The following is a 24,363-nucleotide window of genomic DNA, read 5'->3' on the forward strand; positions in this document are numbered from 1 at the left end:
TAAGATTTTATTTAACATTTAATACTGAACAAGAAAATATCCTTCAAAAGTCAACCCGTCAGCTGTAATAAGGTATCTGTATTGCCCTACAGGAACAAGTGTACCGGAATACTTGCCATCCCAACCTTTGGTATAGTCTGTTGTACTATATAATTCAGTATTCTCAACATTATATACATTAAATTCAAAATCACTAATATATTCTGCCCCTTCAATATTCATAATATCATACCTTCCATCATTATCGGGAGTCAATAATGTTCCATATTGTAAAACAGGATAAATGGTATTATTTACAACAGATAAAGAACTATCTCCATCAGTAAAAGCTATTTCATTCATGAGAATTTTAAAGTAACTGCTATCCATTGATAATGTATCATATTGACTTCCATTCCATACTAGCCACTGTGGAACCTTAGGGGTATAAGTAGTGTCCATAACAAATATTATAGTAGAAGTATCAGTCATAGTGCTATCATAAAAATGCAGCTTAAATTCTTCCGTATTCCCCGGTAAAATTCTGTCAATCCAATAATTTGAGACAGTACCATTATTGCACGTGTCAGAAATCCCGCCACCATTAATTATATAGGTATAAGTTGAGTCCAAAAGCGTTGTGTTTACTCCCAGGCATGGCATATTTCCAAAAGAAACTTTTACATCTTTAAAGTACGCATTTTGATTATATAGCCCTACATCGGCAATAAGCTCATCACTCATATTAGTAGAAATTGAATATAATTGAACTGAATTTTTATAAAAATAAATGTATCCACCTGAACGAAGTATCTTAAATTCATCACCTACTGTATAACTCGTAGATCTTCCAACTGTGCCGTTAACCTGATAAGAATAATTTCCTGAACTAAACCTGAAAGCATAATAAATACTATCCATCTGGGCTTTATTTTGCTTGTTAAATCCAAGAATACGGGTTACACTTGAGTAATTATTTTCACTCACTTTGTAATATATATACCCTTCTTCATTTGCTTTGAGAATATTCCTTGAAACTCCACCTGCATCCCAAGCTGAGGAATTATAAGTTTTGATAATTGAATCTCCACTGAATTCAGCCTTTACAAGTTCTGTCCAAAGAACTTCTCCAGGAATATTTACGGAAAGCACATAATTGGAGTCTAAAAAATCAGTAACTGTAACATCGTATTTTCCAATCCATAAATTCTCTAAACTACTTGTCGTATCACCTGTTTCCCAACTATATAAATATGGCGGAATTCCCTGAGAAGGATTTAAAGAAATACTCCCCAGCGTACTGTCATTCTGGCTTATGCCCACAACCGTATAATTCACCGTTAATGGTGGAATATAGTTAACACAAAATTTTGGAACTGCTGTCTTCTTCCATCGATCAGAAGAGCCCATATATAAATATCGGTATGAAGTTTCTGTAGCTAGTTTATACAACATCCCATTATTAGTCCAGGTTCCACTATGCCAATTTTTAACAAATGAAGTAATATCAACTTTGAAGTTCTCAGTATTTGTTGTTGCCGCTGGGATTGAAACATAATCGGTTGTTGAATAATAATTATTAATGCTATCCCATGTTATTCCGTTCTCTGTCCAACCCAATGTAACACGATTTAAAGTACTTTGACTATTACTTGTACTATGTCTAATCCAGGCAGCAGTTGAATCATACCAATTTAAATAAAACTCAGCATTGCGAATTGTTGATTGACTAGGAATACCAGACAAATTAAGTTGAACAATACTTCTGATTTTATAAGCATATCCGCTAACTGTCCCTGCTTCTGCATTAAAAAAAGGATGTGTCCCAAAATTCGAAGAAGCCCAACTTGCATCATTTACTTTCCATTTTAAAAATGCGTCTTTATCTGGATTAAAATACTTGTTCTTAATATATGGGATATAATATTCTACAATTAGTTTTGGGCGTTCCTGTGTGGCAGACGTATCACTTGAAGCAAAAATTAAGGCTCCTGTTGATGCCTCAGACTGTTTAACCAACAACAAACCATTATTGCTTTCCTTAAGATTAATCCAGTTTTGTGTTACTGTTTTTACATCTATATTGTAATCCTGAGTAGAAGAAGAGGATTGAGATAATGATATCTGGTTATTTGTTGTTGTAGAAGGACAATTTGACCACGTTACTGAATTTTCAGACCACGCTTGTGAAAGTACTTGTAAATATGATGGGTTTGTTCCTGAATGATTTACTCCCTGTAAAATCAAAGTAGCGGTTTTAATTTTTGCTTCTGAAGAAATATTAGATAAATCAAATTTTATTAAGGAACGTTTTTTCGTTGTCCCTGCCAAACTTGCTTCAATATATTTACTACTTCCGTAATTTGTGGTTGTTTGAGAGGAGTTAATTAAAGCATCTATATCTGGATAAAGAGTATCTCTTTGAACTACTACTGAACTCAGCGAATAACTTATTTCCAGTTTTGGCTTTTTTGATGAATTGCCATTATCGCTTGAACCAAATTCAAGCCCGTTTGCAGATCCTGTTTCGCTTATTTGTCGTAATAAAAAGCCATAATTGTATTCTGAGCTATCGTATCCAACCCATTTCATAACAAAGTCTGTAATATCAATATAGTAATTAGCCGTTGAATCACCAGTATTTGCAGGCATCGTTATTTGGTCGGTTGACGAAACAGTAGGTTGATTTGTCCATGTCACAGTATTTTCAACCCAAGACTGTGTAATTCTTTGAACATATGATGAATTTGAACTTCCATTATGATCTATTCCATACAGTGTTAATCTTGCATAATTTATAACTGCATTTGAAGGCAAACTAGATAAATCAAATTTCATTAAGGCCCTGACTATATCAGTAGAACTTGTGTAACGAGCGATAAATGTTACATCTGAACCATAATTAGTTGACGAGTTAAGCTTTTTAACGTTTGCATCAATATCTGGATAAATAGTGATTTTATATTGTGCTTTTCCCATCATGGTAAAGGAAAAAAACATTACAATCAGTGATAGATATTTCATTGCATTCATGTTATTCACAATTAATGTTTTCGTATAATAGAATTAGAAGAGTTGCCATTGTTGTCTATGTAACGGACTTCATAATCGAAATCAATAGGGTTAACATTTAAAATCTCAATTTTGGCATCACCATTAATATGATTAAAATTAAAGTTTGAATTATTATTTCCTGTTTTATTCACAGTGTAATCGTGCAAAATATTACCATTCTCCAAAGACTTTATTTTAATTTTAAAACCGGAAATGTTTTGCAAAGAAATTATTTTACCTACTTTAATTTCAACATTATAAATCGTATCGGTTTGGTTAAGCACTTCACCTGTTGGCGTGTAAATTACGTCAAAAGTAGTATCGCTAATTTGTTGATTATTGTTAGTGTTATTTTGAGCCTCTATGTAAAGACTAAATAATATCAGAATTGCACATAATATTCCTTTAACTATCATAAACTTTTTTAAAACAAAAAAAAGCCTTATTTATAAAAGGCAGAAGAGTTTTTAATAAAATTACTTTAACGTTCGTTTTTGAATTTGAACGTAGGTGATTTGCATTTGAACGTCGTATTTTTGAAAATTGAAAAATGAGATTTCTGAACCTACACCAGACTATTTTGATATTTTTCTGCGTATTTTAGCTGAAAAGTTAATTTTATTAAAAAAACAAGAAAACTCTTGTTCGATTTTTTTGAAAATTCATAACAAAATAAAAAAGAGATTACTTTTTAAGGCAATCTCTTTTTTGAAGCTTGATATGGGCCTTTCTTAGTTTCTAATCATTTTTTTAGTGTCTATGGTTTTATCATTTATAATAATGCTGTATGAATAAATCCCTAAAGCAAGATTCTCGGCATTTACATTCATATTACCGTAGCCTTTGGATGTAATTTCTGTTCTATTCATTTCCTTTCCGTACATATCATAAAATACAATGAAAGTTTTTCCGTTTGAATTTTCAGGGATAAAATAACGAATTACAGTTTTCTCTCCAAATGGATTGGGTTCGTTCTGGTAAAGTATGGTCTGATTGTTATTAGATAATTTAACCTGTAACGTTGTTAGGGATTCTTCTTGGTAATTTATTTGTCCTGTTGTTTGCAAACTTGCAATTTTTGTCTGTAGTTCTTCAATCATTTTTTGTTGTTCTTGTACAGCTTTTACTAATGGAACTACAAATGAGGCATAAACTAAAGAATAATTGTCATTATTGTCAAATGGTACATGAACAGCATCAAATGTAAATCCACATTCTTTGGCAGCTTGTTCTACTTCCTGAGCTATAAATCCTGTATGAACTGTGCTTAAAGATTGCGTTCTTGAATTTTTACTGACATTCATACTATCTGATTTATCCGAAGAATTCTTCAAAAGGAAATCATCCAACTTTTGTAAATCTAACTGATAATTAACCGGACGTAGTTTCTTTATGAATTCTATTCCTTTTACTTCTTCTTTAACATTGACTTTAAATCGTCCATCTGAAAAAGTTGTCCAACCTACATAACCACCAATTTGCCCACCATTAGTAGCGTAGTTTGTATGTCCAATTACAATTTTCCTACTTGCATTAGTTTTTGCGCCAAATCCAAATGCACCGCAATTACTTAAATTATTTGCAGTGGCATCAGCACCATATCCAATAAAAGTATTTGAATCGGTCGCTATAGTTGTAAATCCTGCATAATAACCAAATGCTGTATTATATTTTCCAGTAGTATTTGAATAACCGGCATAGCTTCCACTATAAGTATTGCTGTTGCCTGAAGTATTAGAATATCCAGATTTCCATCCACTAAATGTATTAAAATTACCAGTGTTCGGAAATCCCGCCATAAATCCTATAAACGTATTATAATTGGCTGTTGTTCCATTATAACCTGCTTGTATACCCATATATGTATTTTGTGAACCTGTTGTATTATTATTTCCAGATTGATACCCTGAAAATAAATTATAATTTCCAGATGTATTTGAAAGCCCACTATTAGAACCTATAAAAGTGTTATAACTGGCTGTGTTAGCATTACCAGATTGGTATCCTGAAAAAGTATTGTAACTTCCACTCACTATAGAATATCCAGAACGATAACCTGAAGTAGTATTATAATTACCTGTTCTATTGTTTTTCAAAGTTTCATGACCTATAGCAGTATTTTTAATTCCTGTAGTATCGCTGAAAAGTGAATAATTTCCTACTCCAACATTATAACTGTCAGCTGAGTCAGAAAAAGCTTGCGTATAAAGTGCCCTATATCCAACAGCAACATTTTCTGTACCACCTATATTTTGGTATCCTGCTTCATGACCTATAAAAGTATTATGCCTAGCCCAATTGCTATTACCTGCCCCACAACCAACTAAAGTACTATTTGTACCCATTGTACCAGCAGCAGGTGTACAATTATTAGTCCCTGTGCCACTTAAAGTAGTAGTCTGGCTTTTTACAATAAAACTACTGAAAGCGAATAAAACCGTCAAGACGATTGTCAATTTAATAGAAGTTGTTTTCATATTTATTTGCTTTGTTAAATGAATTTATTTACGATAGCAAATAAATGACATAATTGAAGGTATTAATATGTTTTAGTTACTTTTTACTTTAACGTTGCATTTTGAATTTAAGCGTAGGCTTTTTGAATTCTAACGTAGTACTTTTAATAATTGAGAAATAGAATTTCTGATCTTTTGTTAGAATATTTTTTTGTTTTCTGCGTATTTTAACTGAAAAGTTAATTTATTAGAAAAGTTCCTTTTTCTATTTATCTATAATTAACAACAAAGTAAAAGGGACTACTTCTTAAACCTATCTTTTTTATATTTAATTTGACTTAAGTCTTTCTTAATTTTTAATTATTTCTTAGTATCTTTGGTCATTATCATTATATATAATGTACTTATTATTCATTAATATAAATGTTTCACTAATGTTTCACCGAGCTAATATTGACTTCGTTTATGTTTTGACAACGTGTTTGTTATCATGACAAATTCGAATCCAGTACAGCTCACATTCATTTCATCAATTAAATAATCTCTGAAAGTTTTATGTGCATTTGCTTTTGTGTCTGCACTGTGTTATAAACAAAGCACATACAATAACGTGAATTCAAATAAGAAAACGATGTTATTCTACCTCGTAAAAGTAACAAAGCTATGCGTTCTTATATTTTATATTGAACTCACTTAAATATATTAACATTGTGTAAATATTTTAATTATTTTTATTATTTTGAATTTCTTGTTTTTGATTTTCTTTTTAAACGCAGCAACTGAAAAATAACATATAATATACATCCAATAACAATTAGAACAACTGTTGAATAAGAAATAGTGAGCCATAACGGCGCTTTGCTAACAACGTTCCATAATGCTCTGTTTTCATTAAGTGGTGGATTGTTGGTTGGAATTCCAATTTGCATCTCAATTGTATCTTGAGTTTCACCAAATTGCTTTTCATCTGTTATTCTGATAATAAAAATAACATTTCCTGTTTGGTCTCCACGAATATTTTTTGGTAAATTAAAAGTATTAGGACCTGCAGAATCAGTATTCACTGTTTTTCCAATTTGCATATCTCCAAAATATCTTTTAACAAATAATGAAACTTCTGCATCAGAAATTGGAATGTTATTTCCATTTAACGTACCGATTGCTTTTAATAACATTCTACTACTATCTTGTAAATACATTAGTTCAATATTCGTAACACAACCCTTACAACCTGAAGACGGAGCACTAAGGGGTGGCTGAGCATATGCATCATTAAAACTTCGTAAATATGAAATTAATTTCCATCGCTCCTCTTCTTTTAATACATTCTTAAATGAAGGCATTAATCCTCTACCCATTGTTATCTTAAAAAAAAGTTCTCCGTCAAGTTGCTTCTGAACTTTATCAGTTGAAAGATCTCCAGGAGAAGGATTTAATTTTGCAAAATTTTCTTTTCCAGGTATACCATGACAAGATTGGCATGTTTTTAAATAAATTGCCTCACCATCAGAAACTGAAACCTGTGAGAATTTAAACGAACTTGTTTTTTTCTTTTTATTATCAGGAACAATCCAAACCTGTGCAAATGAATTGTAAACTAAACAAATTGTAAATACAATTAATAAAATAGCCGATCTGCTTAAAATCTTTTTCATTAAATTAATTTTTTATTAAAAGGTTCAATTGGAATTTACCAAATATTATTTTTTTTTATTTGTACTGTAGAATTTTGAATACCTATAAAAATCATATCTGTATGCATATTATTATTTGCATCAATTTCATAATCATATATGTTCTTTAAAATTTTTAAGTAATTCTTCCGGGAAAGGCTGTGTTCTGTTTTTAGCAGGTAAATAATAAACCCTTGTTTCTGTTCCCAATTCGGGCATTAAACGATACCCACCATTATCTTCCAATAATTTTCCTAACTGAACTGTTTCTTGTGTAGTACCATTTGTTACTGCATCTTCATTTTCATCCCCAAAATAATACACACCATTAGGACAAGCGGAAACACAGTACGGCAGTTTACCTTCTCTACAACGATCGGCACTAAACAAACATTTGCTTACAGTTCCTTTTTTCTGAGGAACATTTTTTTCTACATCGTAAGGAATATCTTTATCTTCTTCTGATTTTAATGGCTCGGTCCAGTTGAAAATTCTTGCACTGTAAGGACACGCAGCCATACAAAATCTACAACCAATACACCTTTCATTATCAATTAATACAATTCCATCTTGTCTTTTAAATGTTGCATCAACAGGGCAAACCGAAACACAAGGTGGATTATCACAATGCTGACACATCTTTGGCATAAAAAAAGCTCCGGTTTCTTTTGACTCTTTTATTTGCAATACATTAATATGATGTTGTTCGGGCTTTAAATGATGAGCCTCCTGACAAGCACTCATGCATTTTCTTGCATTTTTACATTTAGATAAGTCTATTACCATTGTCCATCTTCTACCTTTAATGCCTTCTCTTCCTCTTTTTTGAAGCTCTGTTAATGGCTTGTATTTTTCCGTATTTACTTTTATTATTTCATTTTTATCTACCTCAACAAGTTCATTATTAATTGTAAGTACTTTAATTTTTTCTCCGGATTTTTTTTTCTTTTCTGTAGAATTAGCAGCAAAAACTGCTGCACTGCCTAAAACAGCACCGGAGCCTATAAAAAAGAAAGTTCTTAAAAAATTTCTTCTACTCTCTTTGCTCGAATTGCTTTCATTTGTTTCCATTTCAAAACAGTTTAGTGTTAGATATCAGTAACATATAAATTAAATAAAAAATATTTATAAAAAACTTTGCAAGTATAATAAATAATTCTAATATTTGCGTAATTAAATACTATAATTATTCTATTATTTTTAACATTTATAATTTCCTCTATTAAAAATTAAAAAAAACGGAAATAGAAATGAATATACTGAAACGAAAAAAACAAAGAATAGTGAAAATAAAACAAAAACTTATTCTGCTATTTAATATTATCTTTTTTGGAGTTATTCCAATAAACATATATTCTCAGGATTCAGAGGCTATTTTTAAAAAGGCATGTGCATCATGCCATACAATAGGTGGTGGACGACTAGTTGGTCCGGATTTGCAGGGAATTACCTTAAAAAGAGACAATAATTGGCTTGTGAAATTTATTACTAATTCACAATCATTAATAAATAGCGGTGATGCTGATGCTGTTTCAATAGCAGCTGAATACAATAATTCAGTTATGCCACCTGCCACAATTTCAGAAGGTGAAATAAATTCAATAATTTCTCTGATTGACTCAAAAGGCAGTGGTGGACCAAAAAAGAAAACTGTTGATTATCTATTAAAAGCAACTTCAGAAAATGTAACCAAGGGGTACTATTTATTTACAGGTAGAAAGAGATTTAAAAATAACGGGCCTACTTGCATTTCTTGTCACACAGTAAATTGTATTGGAAACGGTGGTCTTCTTGCAAAAGATCTTACGTTATCTTATAATACCATGAAAGGAGAAGGAATTAAAGCCCTTCTTGAGTCACCCGCATTTCCGGCAATGTTAAATGCATATTCTAATAATAAACTAGAAGAAAATGAAATCTATAATCTTGCAGCTTTCTTAAGATCAACAGCAACTTATAAAATTCCATCAAAATATTACGAACCAAAAATCGCAAATAAATTTTACTTATTTGGAATAACAGGATTTTTGTTTTTTGTATTGTTATTTTATGCAGGCTGGCATTTCAGAAAAAGAAAAAGTGTTAATTACGATATTTTAAAGCGACAACTTAATACTGAAAAATAATAATTTCCCATACCTATTAATAATAAAAAAGATGAGCTGGATAAAAGATATTATTTCGCCAAATACACGAAAGTGGGAAGAATTCTACAAGAACCGTTTTCAGCATGACAAGGTAGTTAGGAGTACCCATGGCGTAAATTGTACAGGTGGATGCAGCTGGAATGTTCATGTAAAAGACGGAATTGTTGTGTGGGAAACACAAGCAATTGATTATCCAACATTAGACAAAAACCTTCCACCATATGAACCCAGAGGTTGTCAGAGAGGTATCTCTTTCTCCTGGTATTTATATAGTCCGTTAAGGGTAAAATATCCACTAATAAGAGGAATATTAATTGATTTATTCCGCGAGCAAAAAGAAAAAACCGGTGATGCTTTAAAAGCATGGGAAAATATACAGACTGATGATAATTTACGCAAACAGTATCTGCAGGCAAGAGGAAAAGGTGGCTTCAGAAGAATAAAATGGGATGAAATTCTTGAAATTATTGCAGCAGCAAACATTTATACTGTTAAAAAATATGGACCTGACAGACTTGTCGGTTTTTCACCTATTCCGGCAATGTCTATGATCAGCTATGCAGGAGGCTCACGCTTTTTACAATTAATGGGTGGTGCAAATCTCAGTTTTTATGACTGGTATTGCGATTTGCCAAATGCATTTCCAGAGGTATGGGGTGAACAAACTGATGTTGCAGAAAGTGCTGACTGGTACAATGCAAAATTTGTTGCTTGTATGGGTGCTAATCTTGGTATGACAAGAACACCTGACGTGCATTTCTTCTCAGAATCACGCCACAATGGGACAAAAACTGTAGTTTTTTCTCCCGATTTTAATATGGTTGCAAAATATTCTGACCAATGGATACCAATACATGCTGGTCAGGACGGAGCATTCTGGATGGCTGTTACTCATGTACTATTAAAAGAATTTCACTTTGAAAAGCAAACACCATTTTTTTTAGATTATGTTAAAAAATATACTGATTCACCATTTTTAGTAGAAATAAACCATATAGATGGAAAATATATTGGTGGTAGAATGGTCAGAGCAAATTCAATTTCAAAATTTAAAGACATTGAGAATGGCGAATGGAAATTCCTGAATATTGATGAAAAAACAAATGATTTTGTTTGTCCGGGTGGTAGTTCAGGTCATAGATGGGGTTGTACTGACGGAAAATGGAACATGAAGCAGGAAGACGCCGAAACCGGAGATAGCTATAGTCCATTATTAACACTTATAAATAATAACGATGAGATTCTTCAGGTAGACTTTACTGATTTTGCTAACAATAAACATTCATTAAGGGGAGTTCCTGTAAAATATATTCAAACTATTGAAGGAAAAAGAACTGCTGTAACAACAGTATATGACATGATGATGGCTCAGTATGGTGTTGACAGAAATATTGAGGGAGATTATCCAAAATCATATGATGACGAAAACAGTGCATATACACCTGCATGGCAGGAATTATTAACAGGTATTGGTCGTAACACTTTACTACAATTTGCACAGGAATGGGGAAATACTGCCGAAATAACAAAGGGTAAATGCATGATAATTATTGGAGCCGGAATAAACCACTGGTATCATAACAATCTGATTTATCGGGCAGGAATTATGTCATTAATAATGACAGGTTGTGTAGGACGAAATGGTGGTGGAATTAATCATTATGTTGGACAGGAAAAACTGGCACCAATGGATTCATGGAGTACTATAATGTCGGCAAAAGACTGGCAACCGGTAGCACGTTTACAGCAAGCTCCAATCTGGCATTTTATGAATTCTGACCAGTGGCGTTATGACGGTAATCAGGCTAAATATAATACTTCTCCTGAAAACGAATTTTCAAATATGCATACTGCTGATATGATTGTACGTTCTGTTAGAAATGGCTGGATGCCATTTTATCCGCAGTTCAGCGAGAATAATTTTAACATACATAAAAAAGCAGTTTGTGCAGGTGCTAAAACTGATGAAGATGTTAAAAAATATGTAGTAGATAAATTAAAAAATAACGAACTGGAATACTCTGTTGCAAATCCTGATGCAGAAGAGAATTTTCCGCGTATATGGTACATATGGAGAGGTAATGCTATTATGTCGAGCGCAAAAGGTCACGAATATTTTTTAAAACATTATTTAGGAACTCACAACAACTCTATAGCAGAAGAAGTAGCAAAAAAACTTGTAACTGAAGTCAACTGGATTGATAAGGCTCCTCAAGGTAAGATGGATCTTATTGTTGACTTAAATTTCAGAATGGATACAAGTGCACTTTACTCTGACATTGTGTTACCAACAGCATCATGGTATGAAAAAGCAGATTTGAATAGCACAGACATGCATTCTTTTATTCACCCACTTTCTGCTGCAATTCCTCCTGTATGGGAATCAAAAAGTGATTGGGCCATATTTAAAGAAATTGCAAAAGCAACAAGTGAAATTGCAAAAGAACATTTAAAAGAACCTTTAAAGGATATTGTTACAACACCAATTGCACATGATTCAGCAGGAGAAATTTCACAGTCAACATTAAAAGACTGGGCAAAAGGTGAATGTGACGCTATTCCTGGAAAAACAATGCATGGGATTGTTGTTGTAGAAAGAGACTATACAAAAATTTACGATAAGTTCATTAGTCTTGGGCCTAATGCAAAAACCGGTATGCTAGGTGCGCATGGTAATTCCTATAATGCTGGTGATTTTTATGATCAATTGTTAGAAGATAAAGATCATTTACAAATAGCTGACTCAGTTACTTGTCCCTCTATTGAAAAAGACGAAGAAGTTATTAATGCAATTCTTCATTTGTCATCATTAACTAATGGCGAATTAAGTTACAGAGCTTATAAAAATGCTGAGAAAAAAACAGGTTTAAAATTAACAGATCTAGCAGAAGGGAGTCGTAATTTAAAGTTAACATACGCTGATTTACAAGCACAACCCAGAAGATATAACAACTCACCTTTATGGTCGGGTTTGCTTAATGATGGCAGGGCTTATGCTGCATATACTTATAATATTGAAAAATTAGTTCCATGGCGTACTTTAACTGGTCGTCAACATACATATCTTGATCATGAAGGATATATTAAGTTTGGTGAGAATTTTCCTACATACAAGCCATCACCAACCCCAGAACTTTATGGTGAACTTAATAAAACAGTAGCCGAAGGCAATGCCAAAGTGTTAAATTACCTGACTCCTCATGGCAAATGGAATATTCATTCAACTTATGGTGATAATATTAGAATGTTAACATTAAGCAGAGGTATGTTTCCTGTCTGGCTTAATGAAATAGACGCTGAAGAACTAGGAATAAAAGATAATGACTGGGTAGAATTATTTAATGATAACGGCGTTTATAGTGCACGAGCCTGTGTTAGCGCAAGAATTCCAAGAGGACTCTGTTTTGTATACCATTCACCTGAAAGAACATATTCTACTCCAAAATCACAAGTACGCAACGGAAAACGATCAGGAGGACACAACAGCCTTACAAGAGTTCATTTAAAACCAAATCTTTTGATGGGTGGTTATGGTCAATTTACTTACCATTTTAACTACTGGGGGCCAGTTGGGGTAAATAGAGACACATTTGTAATTATTAAAAAAATGACAAAAGTTGAATTTTAAACAGAAAAAATAACAATATGAATATCAGGTCACAAATTGCAATGGTGTTTCATCTCGATAAATGTATCGGTTGCCACACTTGTTCCATAGCCTGCAAAAACATATGGACCGATCGCAAAGGAACGGAATATATGTGGTGGAATAATGTTGAAACAAAACCTGGTACAGGTTATCCCAGTAAATGGGAAGATCAGGATATTTATAAAGGAGGTTGGGAAAAGAAAGGAAAGAACATTAAGTTAAAAGGAATGGATAAAAAATCCACTTACATTAACATTTTTCATAATCCAAATATGCCTTCTATGGACGATTACTATGAGCCATGGACATACGATTATGGACATTTACTTGATGCTCCTGCTGGTGAGGATCAACCAACAGCAAGACCAATTTCTCTTGTTACCGGAGGTCCAATGGATATTAAAACAGGTCCTAATTGGGATGATGATTTGGGAGGTTCGCAGGATTATGCGCGTAAAGATATAAACATGAAGAACATCTCGCCAGCTGAACAGGAAGCAATGTTTCAGCTTGAGCGAATGACTATGCATTATCTTCCACGCATTTGCAATCACTGCCTTAATGCTGCATGTGTTGCTGCATGCCCCTCAGGTGCCGTTTATAAAAGAGGGGAGGATGGTATTGTTTTAATTAATCAGAACAAATGTCGTTCTTGGAGAATGTGCGTTTCTGCTTGTCCGTACAAGAAAAGTTACTATAACTGGAATAGTGGAAAATCAGAAAAATGTTTACTTTGCTATCCACGTCTAGAGTCAGGTCAGGCACCTGCCTGTATGCACACATGTGTAGGCAGAATAAGATATTTAGGTGTATTGTTATACGATGCAGATAGAATAAAAGAAATCGCTTCCTGCGATGAAAAAGATTTGGTAAGTAAACAAATGGAGATATATGTAGATCCTTTTGACGAAGAAGTTATTAAATCTGCAAAAGCTACTGGTGTTGCCGATAGCACTATTACTGCAGCTCAGCAATCACCTGTTTGGAAGTTCTTAAAAGTTTGGGGAATTGCCTTACCTCTGCATCCCGAATTCAGAACATTACCTAATTTATTTTATGTTCCACCATTATTACCAACAATGGGAACAACTTCTAGTGGGACTTACGAATCAACAAGCTCTTCATTATGGGGAACAATTGAAGAATCAAGGGTTCCTATGCAATATCTGGCAAATCTCTTCACAGCCGGGAATACTGAAAAAGTAAAAGAAGTTTTAAAAAAACTTATGGCTGTAAGAATTCATCGTAGAGACGTTACGGTTGGGGATTTTAAAAAAGAAGAAGTTGAAAAAGCTTTGTCTGAAACCGGTTTAACTTCCGAAATCGCTGACGATATTTTCCGCTTAACATCACTTCCAAAATTTAACGAACGATTTGTTATTCCAGCTGCACATAGAGAAGAAGCGGAAGAATTAATAGAAAACACTGCTGATATAAAGGGGAATAAAGGATTTGGTTCTGTTCAAAAACCTAAAAGAATATAATCTATGAAACATTACAATTTACTTGCAAATATGTTTAGGTACCCTGAAGCAAAATATAAAATGCAGATGGAAGAATTAAAAGAACTTATTATAACAAATTATCCACATGCTATCTCAAATTTTGATACTTTCTATAATCAACTTTCAAATACAAATAAAATAAACGAAGAGTACTACTTAAAAACTTTTGAAATTGAAGGTATCTGCTGTATGGATATAGGTTATGTTTTATTTGGAGCAGATTACAAACGGGGAGACTTTCTTGCAAAAATCAGTCACGAACAAAAAGAATCTGGAAATGACACAGGAATAGAACTTGCCGATCACTTACCTAATGTGCTTTCGTTATTGCCTTTGCATAAAGACAATAATTTTGTTAACGAATTGGCATTCGGACTCATAATTCCTGCAGTAAAGGAAATGCACAAAAAATTTACAGGTACCGAAAATTATTATAAACTAGCTTTTGAAATTTTGTTACAGGTTTTAGAAAAAGACTTTCACAATTTGCCTTTTGGTCAATTTATTATTAGTAGTAAAGAAGAAAAAAGTTACTCGGAAGAATATGCCTGTGGGGCAGACTTTCTAAAAGAAAAAAGTTTAAAATAAAAATTATTATTTATGGTAGATATATTTATTTTTATGGCTCTTCCCTACACTGCATTGCTGATTATGATAATTGGTTCAGTGTTCATGTACAGGTTACAAGCGTTTAAAATATCCGCATTATCAACCCAGTTACTTGAGAATAAACAATTATATTTTGGCTCACAATTTATGCACTGGGGAATTATTTCATTATTCATCGGACATTTATTAGGATTCCTTATTCCACAAACAATCATTTCGTGGAATAATCAACCCTTAAGGTTATTTATCCTGGAAGGAACAGCACTTATTTTTGGTATAATGTTTTTTACCGGTTTAAGTATTTTAATTTATCGCAGAATAAAAAACAAAAAGCTACATGCTTTAACATCTGACATGGATTTTATAGTGTACGCTGTGTTACTAACACAGGCAATTTCAGGAATATGGATTGCGGTAGTACTTCCATGGGGATCATCATGGTTTGCATCTGTGTTAACACCATATATAAAATCATTATTTGTTCTACAACCCGACATAGCAGCTGTTTCTGCAATGCCATTAGTTGTTAAGATACATATTTCAACAGCATTTATTTTAATAGGCTTAATACCATTCAGCAGGTTTATGCATTTTCTTGTTTTCCCTTTTCAATATGTATTCAGGGCATATCAAGTTGTTATCTGGAACAGAAACAAATCTACCATAAGAAATTCAACCGCAATAAATCCAGAGATAAAAGCAAAAAATAATTAAAATATTTTACATAACAATGGAAACAACAGTAAGTGGAAAATCCCATAGAATGTTATTTTTTAACACGCTTGCATTTACTATATGCTTTGCTGTATGGACTTTTAACGGAGTAATGATTACTTTTCTTGTTGACAATGGAGTCTATAATTTTTCTTCCATTCAAATTGGATGGCTATTAGGAATTCCAATTCTAACAGGATCTATATTCAGATTACCACTTGGAATGTTAACTGATAAATACGGTGGTAAATGGATCTTTTTAGGTCTTTTACTTTTCTGCGCTATACCCATGTATATGTTTTCAATGGCTGACAGTTTTACCGAATTTGTTTTATGTAGTTTAGGATTTGGTATGGCAGGTACAGGGTTTGCAATTGGAATTGCAAATACCTCGGTTTGGTATCCTAAAGAATGGCAGGGAAGAGCGCTTGGAATATTTGGTGTTGGCAATGCCGGTGCTGCATTAACAACGTTACTTGCTCCAACTATTTTAAATAAATTAACAAATGGTAATGCAATTGAAAACTGGAGAATATTACCACAAATTTATGCCATATCACTAATTATTATGGCCATTCTTTTCTTCTTTTTCACAGAAAACAAAAAACACTCTATACAGGGAAGATCAATGAAACAACTTTTACAACCCTTAAAGAGTGTCAGAGTCTGGCGTTTTGGGCTTTATTATTTCCTTGTTTTTGGGTTCTTTGTAGCAATTTCTCAATGGCTTGTTCCTTATTTTGTAAATGTTTATGCAGCATCACTTGTAACTGCAGGATTACTTGCTTCAATTTTCAGTTTACCTTCAGGTATTATTCGCGCTTTAGGTGGATGGTTATCAGATAAATTTGGAGGAAGAGCAGTAATGAAATGGGTATTTATTATTTCTGTTGTTACGGCTTTATTTCTAAGTATTCCTAGAATGGAAATTTTCTCACCTGGCAAATCAGTCATGGCTGCAAAAAAAGGTAAAATAACCTTCGTCTCAGACAAGCTGATTAAAGTTGACAATAAAGAATACCCAGTAATAGAAAGAATTAACAAAACAGAAAACACAAATGATGATGCTGTTTTGATTTTACCAACAAAACAGGTTTGGCAGGTTCCTTCTGTAAAAGTAGGAGATACAGTTGTAAAAAAACAAATTCTAGCTAAAGGAGAAACAAAGATCTATTTTCAGGCAAATATGTGGGTATTTGTAGTACTTGTTTTTATCATCGGAATTGTTTGGGGTATTGGCAAAGCCGGTGTATATAAATTAATTCCAGATTATTTCCCCAATGAAATTGGGGTTGTAGGTGGAATGGTCGGTGTTATTGGTGGATTAGGTGGCTTCTTTGGTCCGATTATTTTTGGCTATTTATTAGAATGGTCGGGGCTTTGGACTAGTTGCTGGATATTTTTATTAATCCTTTCGGTTATCTGCCTTTGGTGGATGAATAAAGTTGTAAAAAGATTAACACATAACGCAGCCCCTGAAGTAGCAAACGATTTCGAACATAAATAAATTAATAACAAATTACAACATGGCAACTTGGATAAAAAAATGGGAACCAGAGAATCATGAATTCTGGAAAAATGAAGGAAGCAAAATGGCTTGGAAGGTTCTTACAGTAACTACCTTATCCCTTATTCTTTCTTTCGGAACATGGTTTATGATGAGTGCAATTGCAACCAAGTTACCAGGTATAGGATTTAAATTTGACAAAGACCAGTTATTCTGGTTAGCAGCTATGCCGGGATTAGCAGCAGGAATATTACGTATAATACACACATTTATTCTTCCCATTTATGGTTCACGACACGTTATTAGCATAGCAACAATAATCAAACTTATTCCTGTAATTGGAATAGGATTAGCAGTAATGAATACAACAACACCATTCTGGGTGTTTATGGTGTTAGCATTTACAGCCGGTTTTGGAGGTGGCGATTTTTCCTCTTTTATGCCTAGTACCAGTTTGTTTTTTCCAAAACGACTTCAGGGAACTGCATTAGGAATACAGGCAGGGATTGGAAATTTTGGCGTAAGCGTTGCACAGTTTATGACACCTGCTATGCTTGGCATTGCTACCTATGGAGCATCTGAGATTTTTACCAAAACAAATCCTAAAACAGGTGAGGTATTAGGAACTTCAGAAATCTATCTTCAAAGTGCTGCATTCTGGTACGTTCCACTATTAATAATTCTTGCAATTGCATCCTGGTTTATTATTCGCAGTATTCCTGTAAAAGCATCTTTTAAACAACAACTAGATATTTTAAAAGATAAACATACCTGGTTTTGTACTATGACTTATGTTATGACATTTGGTGGGTTCTCAGGTCTGGCTGCAATTTTTCCTTTGATGATAAAAACAGTATATGGAGATTTTCCGAATGCTCCGGACCCTTTAAAGTATGCATTTCTAGGTCCACTAATTGGTGCAGGTAGTCGTGTATTATTTGGTTTTGTAGCAGATAAAATCGGAGGAGCAATCTTAACAACAATTACTGGATTGGCATTAATAATCGGTTGCATAACAATGGTACAAATGGGCTTATTAACTCCAACTTCTGTAGATCAGTTTCCTGCATTTCTGTATCTAATGTTAGCATTATTTTTTGTAACAGGTATGGGCAATGCAGCTACTTTCCGTCAATATCCAATTATTTTCGGACATAATCCCCGTCAGGCAGCAGGCGTAATTGGCTGGACTGCAGCAATTGCCGCATTCGGACCTTTTATATTTGCTACATCAGTTAGTTCGGTAATGAAAAATACAGGCAATGCAAATGCATTTTTTTATGGAATAGCAGTATTTTTCTTAATTGCAACTCTTATTAATTGGTGGTATTATAATCGTAAAGGTTGTGAAAGACCAAGTTAAATTTATAATGTTATGACTCAACATAAAATTCATTATGAAAATGCCGTTTCTGACCTTTTAAGGCCAATTTATCCTAATCGTTCTTTTAAAAGATGGATGGCATTTCTTATTATTTCTCTAATTGTATCTATTGTTGCCTATTATTTCCAGATAAAAGACGGACTAGGTGTTACAGGACTTGGAGATTATGTCTCATGGGGTATGTATATTGCCAATTTCGTGTTCTTTGTTGCAACAAGTTTAGTCGGAATGCTCATAAGTGCAGTACTTGGCTTAACTGGTGTAAAATGGGCAACTCCTCTTACTCGAATTGCAGAAATTATAGCATTAGCATTTGCAATGGTTGCAGGTTTAGTAATTATTGTTGATATGGGACGCCCCGAAAGATTACTTAACGTTCTTATTTACGGCAGAGTTCAATCTCCTATTTTATGGGATGTAACAGTTGTAAGTGTATACGTTATTATTAGTGCATTACTTTTATATATTCCACTTATTCCTGATATGAAAATCTGTTCTGAACGACTTGAGAAAGCTCCGGCAATATTAAGAAAACTATATAACTTTTTATCTTTAGGCTGGACAGGAAGTGAAGAACAAGCAAAAATTATTAGATCCTGTATTAGAATTCTTTCAATATTAATTATTCCGGTAGCTCTATCAATACACACTGTTACTTCGTGGTTATTCGCAGCAACACTACGATCTGGCTGGGATAGCACTATTCTGGGACCATACTTTGTTACAGGTGCATTTGTAGCAGGGTGTGCCGCTGTTAATATTGCAATGTACTTTTACAGAAGAAATTATAACTTAAAAGAATACATTACTGATTTTCATTTTGATAAAATGGGCAAACTGCTAGTATTAGTTTCTTTAGTATATCTATATTTTAACATTAATGAATTTCTTGTACCTGCTTATAAAATGAAAACTGCAGATGCAATTCACCTTCACTCGCTATTCACAGGACGTTATGCTATACTGTTCTGGAGTACACAAGTATTAGGATTAGTGTTACCAATTATTCTTCTATTATTTAAAAAAATGAGAACTCCCGGGTTTTTGCTTATAATATCCATATTTGTACTTGTAGGATCTTGGTTAAAAAGATATTTAATTGTTGTACCAACAATGGAACACCCATTCCTACCTATTCAGAACGTACCTGAAGAATTTAAATTTTACACACCAACTTTAACTGAAGGAATAATAACATTTGGAACAATAATTCTTGCATTATTAATTATTACAATTCTTTCAAAACTTTTCCCTGTAATTCCAATTTGGGAAATAACGCAAAAACATGAATCAATTGACGATTAAAAAAAGCTTTAAAATATTTAACAATTAACACTTTTTTATTAAATGAAAACAACATTTTTAACTTTAGCTCTACTATTAAGTCAGTTTATTTGTTCTTATTCTCAGTTTAAATTAAGTGGCGAATTAAGACCAAGATTTGAATATAATCATGGCTACAAATCACTCGCTAATGAAAATCAGGATGCTTCTGCATTTACTTCACAAAGATCAAGATTGTTATTTGAATATAAAGATGACAATTTGTTATTTAGTATAACATTACAGGACGTAAGAATGTGGGGAAGTCAAAAACAACTTGCAACAAATGAAGATTTTGCGACATCTATTCATGAAGCATGGGCTGAGGTATTATTCACTAAGAAAATCTCTTTAAAGGCTGGTCGACAGGAATTGTCATATGATGATCAGCGCATTTTAGGGGGAGTAGACTGGTTACAGCAAGCAAGAGCTCACGATGTCGCAATATTTAAATATACAGGTAAGTTAAATGCTCACTTGGGATTTGCCTTTCATCAAAGCGGAACAATAACCAATAATTTCTATACAGGACCAGATTCCTATAAATCTATGCAATTTGTTTGGTTAAACAAGAAAACAGATAAATTAAATATCAGTTTATTGTTTTTGAATAACGGAGCACCATACACCAAAACAAAGGACACATTAGGTAACATGACAGAGCAGGGAGTTCGTTACAGTCAGACACTCGGACCTAGAATTGTTTATTCAAAAAACAAAATTTCTACCTCATTTAATTTTTATTACCAGATGGGAAAAACATCTGCCAATAAAACAATTAATTCGTACGAAGGTGCAATGGAACTAGGATATAAAATAAGTGACAAATTAGGAATCAATTTAGGTTTTGAAAGATTATCGGGTACAAGCCAAACCGATACAGCAAACAAAGAAGATAATTCGTTTAACCCGCTTTATGGTACAAATCATAAATTTAACGGAACCATGGATTATTTTTATGTTTCGAACCATATTGGCAGTGTAGGATTAAATGATATTTATTTAAAACTTGCATATTCAAAAAATAAAATATCAGCATCATTAACAGCTCATAATTTCACATCTGCAAGTGATATTCTAGATAAAAAAGAATTTGTTAATAATGGGAAAATAACTGCGATGAGTTCTTCTCTTGGAAATGAAATTGATTTAGACTTTGGATATAGCATTTCTAAATCAATTACTTTTAAAGCAGGTTATTCACATATGTTCGGAACAGAATCTTTAGTTGCGTTAAAAGGTGGAAAAAAAGAAGAAATTTCTAATTGGGCATGGCTAATGTTAGTTGTTAAACCAACATTTTTTGATCCCACTTCTAAATAAAAGCAGTTTTTTCTGTTAATTGTTTTAACACAATTAAAACGACTTCATATAATTTGTTATTTTTCATAAATAATGTGTTTAAATAAACACATATTTTATGAAATTTATTTACTTACAATAATTCTTGAATTATTTTTATATGCTACAATAAATGCATCATTATATTTGGGATTACTTGCAATTATTCTTTTAGCTTCGCTGGCTGCTTTATAAGAATAATATTCTCCTACCATATATTTTACATATTCTTTCTGGTCATTTTTATCCTGAGACAATGGACTTAAACCATAAAATTCGTTAATATTTACACTCTTAGTAAATGCACCTATTTGAATTTTGTAAACTATTATTTCAACCGGCTCATCAGGTTTTTTAATATTGTTATAGTTTTTTATTGTCGCATTTGAATTATATAAATTAGTTTTTACACTATCATTTGTAAATTCCTTATCAATTTGGCTATTTATGTTTATATCTGCTGAAAATTTAGCATATTCGCTTTTATTAATTGGCATATTATAATATAGAGAATATGCCTGCTCGTATTTCTTAATTGCCTCTCTTTTTAACAAATTAGCTTTTCTTAAGTAATCTATCCCATCTTCATAATTAAAATCATAACTTGCTTTATCCTGATGAATTCTGGCTTTTTGATATAATTCCTGAGCTTCATCTCTTAATTCAACAATTTGTTTCTGATATTTATGATCCCTTGCAACTAAAATACCACTCGAGGGAAAATGATCTTCGTATATTTTAAATAATAAACTATTTCCCATTTCAAATAGCTCTTCTGCATCATATCTTAAAGAAAGTTCATAATTTTCTTGTTTTCTAATTTTTCTTTCTGTTTTAAAGTTATTTAATGAATTTTCATAAGAATTATAGGTAGTTTTATTAATTGCAATAATCTCTTTTGCAACCAAGTCTGCATCGTTTATACACTGCTTTGCTTCTATTAATAATTGCCTGATATCCATCAACAATTCCCTTTCCTTTATACTTAATTTTAAATGTTTTGTAATTCTTTCGCTTTTTGCCTGACGTATAGACTGTTCCTCTTGATTATTATCAAAAGTATTCAAATTAATTGCTGCCAACAACTTTGTATCATTCTCGTTTTTTTGCGATTTGCATGTATTACTTACAAGAAATAATGTTGATAATAAAACTACTGTTAATATTGAAAAAAAGCCATTATTAAAGTACATTGTTTTCATAAATTCAATTTATTAAAAATCATAGCTAAATTAATCGCTCATAGAAAAAACCACAAGAGTATTTATACCTCTTCTTAATAGATAAAACTACTGAAAACTCGAATTTTAATGACCACCAATTGATTTAATTTTAGAAAAACGGTTCTTATTAAAAAAATACTAATTACTATAATAACTTTGTAAAACATTTTTGATTTTTTAATTAAAAAACTAATGGAACTTTTTTTTCGAAAAATAGGGCAAGGACCTCCTCTTATTATACTCCATGGATTATATGGCTCTTCTGACAATTGGATTTCAGTTGCAAGGCTTTTAGAAAAGCATTTTGAGATTTTTTTAATAGATCAACGTAACCATGGAAAATCGCCACATTCAGAAGAATTCAATTACGAGCTTTTAAGTTCAGACATTTTTGATTTTTTTGCCAAACATAATATTGTAAATGCAAATTTATTGGGACATTCAATGGGTGGAAAAACAGCAATGCATTTTGCAAAGAATTACCCTGAATTGCTTAAATCTTTAATTTTAATAGATATTGCACCAAAAAATTACACCCATAACATCAGTCAGGAATTAATAACACATCACAAAATAATTGAAACTTTACTTCTGTTAGATTTATCACAGTTAAAAAGCAGAGAACAAGCTGACGAAGAACTGGCAAAGGATATTGAATCATTAAAACTTCGTTCATTTTTGCTTAAAAATTTACATAGGAATAACACAGGCAAATTTGAATGGCTATTAAATTTAGATTCTATCTCATTAAATTTTAAAAACATTGCAGATGGTTTTCCAATCGAACAATGGCAAAATGTTGAAGTTTCGGGATTTCCAGTGTTATTTGTTAAAGGTGGAAAATCAAGGTATATTATGAAAGAAGACGAAGTAATAATTAATAAAATTTTCCCTGGCTCAGAAATCTTTGAAATTCCAGAAACTGGTCATTGGTTGCATGCCGAAAAGCCAGTTGAACTCTCAAAAAAAATTATTTCCTTTATTTTAGACTAAGCATGTTCTACGTTTTCTTGCAGAATAAGGGGCTCTCCTTTATATCGAAGTAATAACTGAGCCAGAGCCAGAACATCCTTTTCGCAATATTTTACAATTCTTGGCAAATCTTTTTCAACATAATAAACTCTGGCTACATCTGCACCAGAAATATCATCTTTAGGAGTAGGGATATCAAATATTGCTGTCAGTAAATTTAATGATGTATAATGTTTATAATCTCCAAATTTCCATAACTCCAATGTATCCAAATGCTTTATCTCCCATGGTTTTTTGCCAGAATTATCTAAAATCTTCGGAAGCTTTAATCCATTTATTAATCCACGGCGGGCAATATAAGGAAAATCAAACTCCTTACCATTATGTGCACATAGAATATGATCATTAGAATTAAAGTGCTTCACCAACATCTGAAAAAAATCTTCAAGTAATTTTTTTTCATCATCACCCGAAAAAGATTTGATGCGGATCGTTTTTTCATTCTTCTCAGAAATAACTCCTACCGAAATACAAATTATTCTTCCAAATTCCGCAAAAATACCTGCCCGTTCATACACTTCCTCTGAAGTTTTTTCGGCTTTAAAATTCTTTGCTTTATCATCCCATAATTTTTGGAATTTATCAGAGACCTCTGTATATGAAGGAAACTGAGGAACAGTTTCTATATCAAGAAACAAAATGTTCGAAATCCTAATTTCATCAAGCATGACCGGTAGTTTTATTTAGTTTTCTTTCAATAAAATGAGTTAGAATATCAATAGCAACCAAATTATCTCCTCCTTGCGGAACTATTAAATCAGCAAAAG

17 protein-coding genes are annotated in these 24,363 nt (G+C 32.5%); 10 read left to right on the plus strand and 7 right to left on the minus strand.

Annotation, left to right across the window (positions count from 1 at the left end; translation table 11 throughout):
- Nucleotides 1–18: 18 nt before the first annotated feature.
- The 5 genes from HY951_06460 to HY951_06480 all read right to left on the minus strand — a co-directional run bounded on the left by HY951_06460 (nt 19) and on the right by HY951_06480 (nt 8,233).
- Nucleotides 19–3,003 (minus strand): DNRLRE domain-containing protein, encoded by a 2,985-nt coding sequence (locus HY951_06460; protein MBI5539683.1) that lies wholly within the window; start codon nt 3,001–3,003, stop codon nt 19–21.
- A 20-nt stretch (nt 3,004–3,023) separates the two neighbouring features.
- Nucleotides 3,024–3,449, minus strand: coding sequence for a hypothetical protein (locus tag HY951_06465; protein ID MBI5539684.1), 426 nt, complete (start codon nt 3,447–3,449; stop codon nt 3,024–3,026).
- Nucleotides 3,450–3,764: 315 nt separating this feature from the next.
- Nucleotides 3,765–5,477: a tail fiber domain-containing protein gene (locus HY951_06470; GenBank protein ID MBI5539685.1), complete on the minus strand. Its 1,713-nt coding sequence runs from the start codon at nt 5,475–5,477 to the stop codon at nt 3,765–3,767.
- 746 nt (nt 5,478–6,223) lie between these two features.
- Entirely contained in the window at nt 6,224–7,144 is a 921-nt protein-coding gene (locus HY951_06475) for a cytochrome c (GenBank protein ID MBI5539686.1), read from the minus strand.
- Between the two features lie 132 nt (nt 7,145–7,276).
- Nucleotides 7,277–8,233: a 4Fe-4S dicluster domain-containing protein gene (locus tag HY951_06480; GenBank protein MBI5539687.1), complete on the minus strand. Its 957-nt coding sequence runs from the start codon at nt 8,231–8,233 to the stop codon at nt 7,277–7,279.
- Between the two features lie 179 nt (nt 8,234–8,412).
- Here HY951_06480 and HY951_06485 point away from each other — a divergent pair, with 179 nt between their 5' ends.
- From HY951_06485 to HY951_06525, 9 genes are read left to right on the plus strand one after another with little or no spacing between them, the layout of a single operon-like run.
- On the plus strand, nt 8,413–9,288 hold the full coding sequence (locus tag HY951_06485; GenBank protein ID MBI5539688.1) for a c-type cytochrome: 876 nt from the start codon (nt 8,413–8,415) through the stop codon (nt 9,286–9,288).
- 31 nt (nt 9,289–9,319) lie between these two features.
- The gene (locus tag HY951_06490; protein MBI5539689.1) at nt 9,320–12,937 is read left to right on the plus strand and encodes a nitrate reductase subunit alpha; all 3,618 of its coding nucleotides are present in this window, start codon (nt 9,320–9,322) and stop codon (nt 12,935–12,937) included.
- Nucleotides 12,938–12,954: 17 nt separating this feature from the next.
- Entirely contained in the window at nt 12,955–14,442 is a 1,488-nt protein-coding gene (gene narH / locus HY951_06495) for a nitrate reductase subunit beta (protein ID MBI5539690.1), read from the plus strand.
- 3 nt (nt 14,443–14,445) lie between these two features.
- A complete protein-coding gene (locus HY951_06500) occupies nt 14,446–15,051 on the plus strand; it encodes a hypothetical protein (GenBank protein MBI5539691.1) in 606 nt (201 codons plus the stop codon).
- Nucleotides 15,052–15,063: 12 nt separating this feature from the next.
- On the plus strand, nt 15,064–15,786 hold the full coding sequence (gene narI / locus HY951_06505) for a respiratory nitrate reductase subunit gamma (GenBank protein ID MBI5539692.1): 723 nt from the start codon (nt 15,064–15,066) through the stop codon (nt 15,784–15,786).
- A 16-nt stretch (nt 15,787–15,802) separates the two neighbouring features.
- Complete coding sequence (locus HY951_06510) at nt 15,803–17,293, plus strand: NarK/NasA family nitrate transporter (protein ID MBI5539693.1); 1,491 nt, start codon at nt 15,803–15,805, stop codon at nt 17,291–17,293.
- 19 nt (nt 17,294–17,312) lie between these two features.
- Nucleotides 17,313–18,656 (plus strand): NarK/NasA family nitrate transporter, encoded by a 1,344-nt coding sequence (locus HY951_06515; protein ID MBI5539694.1) that lies wholly within the window; start codon nt 17,313–17,315, stop codon nt 18,654–18,656.
- A 12-nt stretch (nt 18,657–18,668) separates the two neighbouring features.
- Nucleotides 18,669–19,982 carry a polysulfide reductase NrfD gene (nrfD, locus tag HY951_06520; protein ID MBI5539695.1) on the plus strand — a complete coding sequence of 438 codons (1,314 nt, stop codon included), beginning with the start codon at nt 18,669–18,671 and terminating at the stop codon, nt 19,980–19,982.
- 42 nt (nt 19,983–20,024) lie between these two features.
- The gene (locus HY951_06525) at nt 20,025–21,323 is read left to right on the plus strand and encodes an alginate export family protein (protein MBI5539696.1); all 1,299 of its coding nucleotides are present in this window, start codon (nt 20,025–20,027) and stop codon (nt 21,321–21,323) included.
- 104 nt (nt 21,324–21,427) lie between these two features.
- Here HY951_06525 and HY951_06530 read toward each other — a convergent pair whose 3' ends face one another.
- A complete protein-coding gene (locus HY951_06530; protein MBI5539697.1) occupies nt 21,428–22,543 on the minus strand; it encodes a hypothetical protein in 1,116 nt (371 codons plus the stop codon).
- 213 nt (nt 22,544–22,756) lie between these two features.
- Between HY951_06530 and HY951_06535 the strand changes: the two genes are divergently transcribed.
- Entirely contained in the window at nt 22,757–23,557 is an 801-nt protein-coding gene (locus HY951_06535; GenBank protein ID MBI5539698.1) for an alpha/beta fold hydrolase, read from the plus strand.
- Here HY951_06535 and HY951_06540 read toward each other — a convergent pair.
- Complete coding sequence (locus HY951_06540; GenBank protein ID MBI5539699.1) at nt 23,554–24,264, minus strand: 3'-5' exonuclease; 711 nt, start codon at nt 24,262–24,264, stop codon at nt 23,554–23,556. The genes HY951_06535 and HY951_06540 overlap by 4 nt on opposite strands.
- Nucleotides 24,265–24,363: the final 99 nt, after the last annotated feature.

This window comes from Bacteroidia bacterium (assembly GCA_016218155.1).
Classification (GTDB): Bacteria; Bacteroidota; Bacteroidia; order Bacteroidales; family GWA2-32-17; genus GWA2-32-17.

What these genes read in the sequence shown, in the direction of transcription:
- HY951_06460 (MBI5539683.1), bottom strand. Translation starts at nt 3,003, where the DNA reads ATGAAATATCTATCACTGATTGTAATGTTTTTTTCCTTTACCATGATG.
- HY951_06465 (MBI5539684.1), bottom strand. Translation starts at nt 3,449, where the DNA reads ATGATAGTTAAAGGAATATTATGTGCAATTCTGATATTATTTAGTCTT.
- HY951_06475 (MBI5539686.1), bottom strand. Translation starts at nt 7,144, where the DNA reads ATGAAAAAGATTTTAAGCAGATCGGCTATTTTATTAATTGTATTTACA.
- HY951_06480 (MBI5539687.1), bottom strand. Translation starts at nt 8,233, where the DNA reads ATGGAAACAAATGAAAGCAATTCGAGCAAAGAGAGTAGAAGAAATTTT.
- HY951_06485 (MBI5539688.1), top strand. Translation starts at nt 8,413, where the DNA reads ATGAATATACTGAAACGAAAAAAACAAAGAATAGTGAAAATAAAACAA.
- HY951_06490 (MBI5539689.1), top strand. Translation starts at nt 9,320, where the DNA reads ATGAGCTGGATAAAAGATATTATTTCGCCAAATACACGAAAGTGGGAA.
- narH (MBI5539690.1), top strand. Translation starts at nt 12,955, where the DNA reads ATGAATATCAGGTCACAAATTGCAATGGTGTTTCATCTCGATAAATGT.
- HY951_06500 (MBI5539691.1), top strand. Translation starts at nt 14,446, where the DNA reads ATGAAACATTACAATTTACTTGCAAATATGTTTAGGTACCCTGAAGCA.
- narI (MBI5539692.1), top strand. Translation starts at nt 15,064, where the DNA reads ATGGTAGATATATTTATTTTTATGGCTCTTCCCTACACTGCATTGCTG.
- HY951_06510 (MBI5539693.1), top strand. Translation starts at nt 15,803, where the DNA reads ATGGAAACAACAGTAAGTGGAAAATCCCATAGAATGTTATTTTTTAAC.
- HY951_06515 (MBI5539694.1), top strand. Translation starts at nt 17,313, where the DNA reads ATGGCAACTTGGATAAAAAAATGGGAACCAGAGAATCATGAATTCTGG.
- nrfD (MBI5539695.1), top strand. Translation starts at nt 18,669, where the DNA reads ATGACTCAACATAAAATTCATTATGAAAATGCCGTTTCTGACCTTTTA.
- HY951_06525 (MBI5539696.1), top strand. Translation starts at nt 20,025, where the DNA reads ATGAAAACAACATTTTTAACTTTAGCTCTACTATTAAGTCAGTTTATT.
- HY951_06530 (MBI5539697.1), bottom strand. Translation starts at nt 22,543, where the DNA reads ATGAAAACAATGTACTTTAATAATGGCTTTTTTTCAATATTAACAGTA.
- HY951_06535 (MBI5539698.1), top strand. Translation starts at nt 22,757, where the DNA reads ATGGAACTTTTTTTTCGAAAAATAGGGCAAGGACCTCCTCTTATTATA.
- HY951_06540 (MBI5539699.1), bottom strand. Translation starts at nt 24,264, where the DNA reads ATGCTTGATGAAATTAGGATTTCGAACATTTTGTTTCTTGATATAGAA.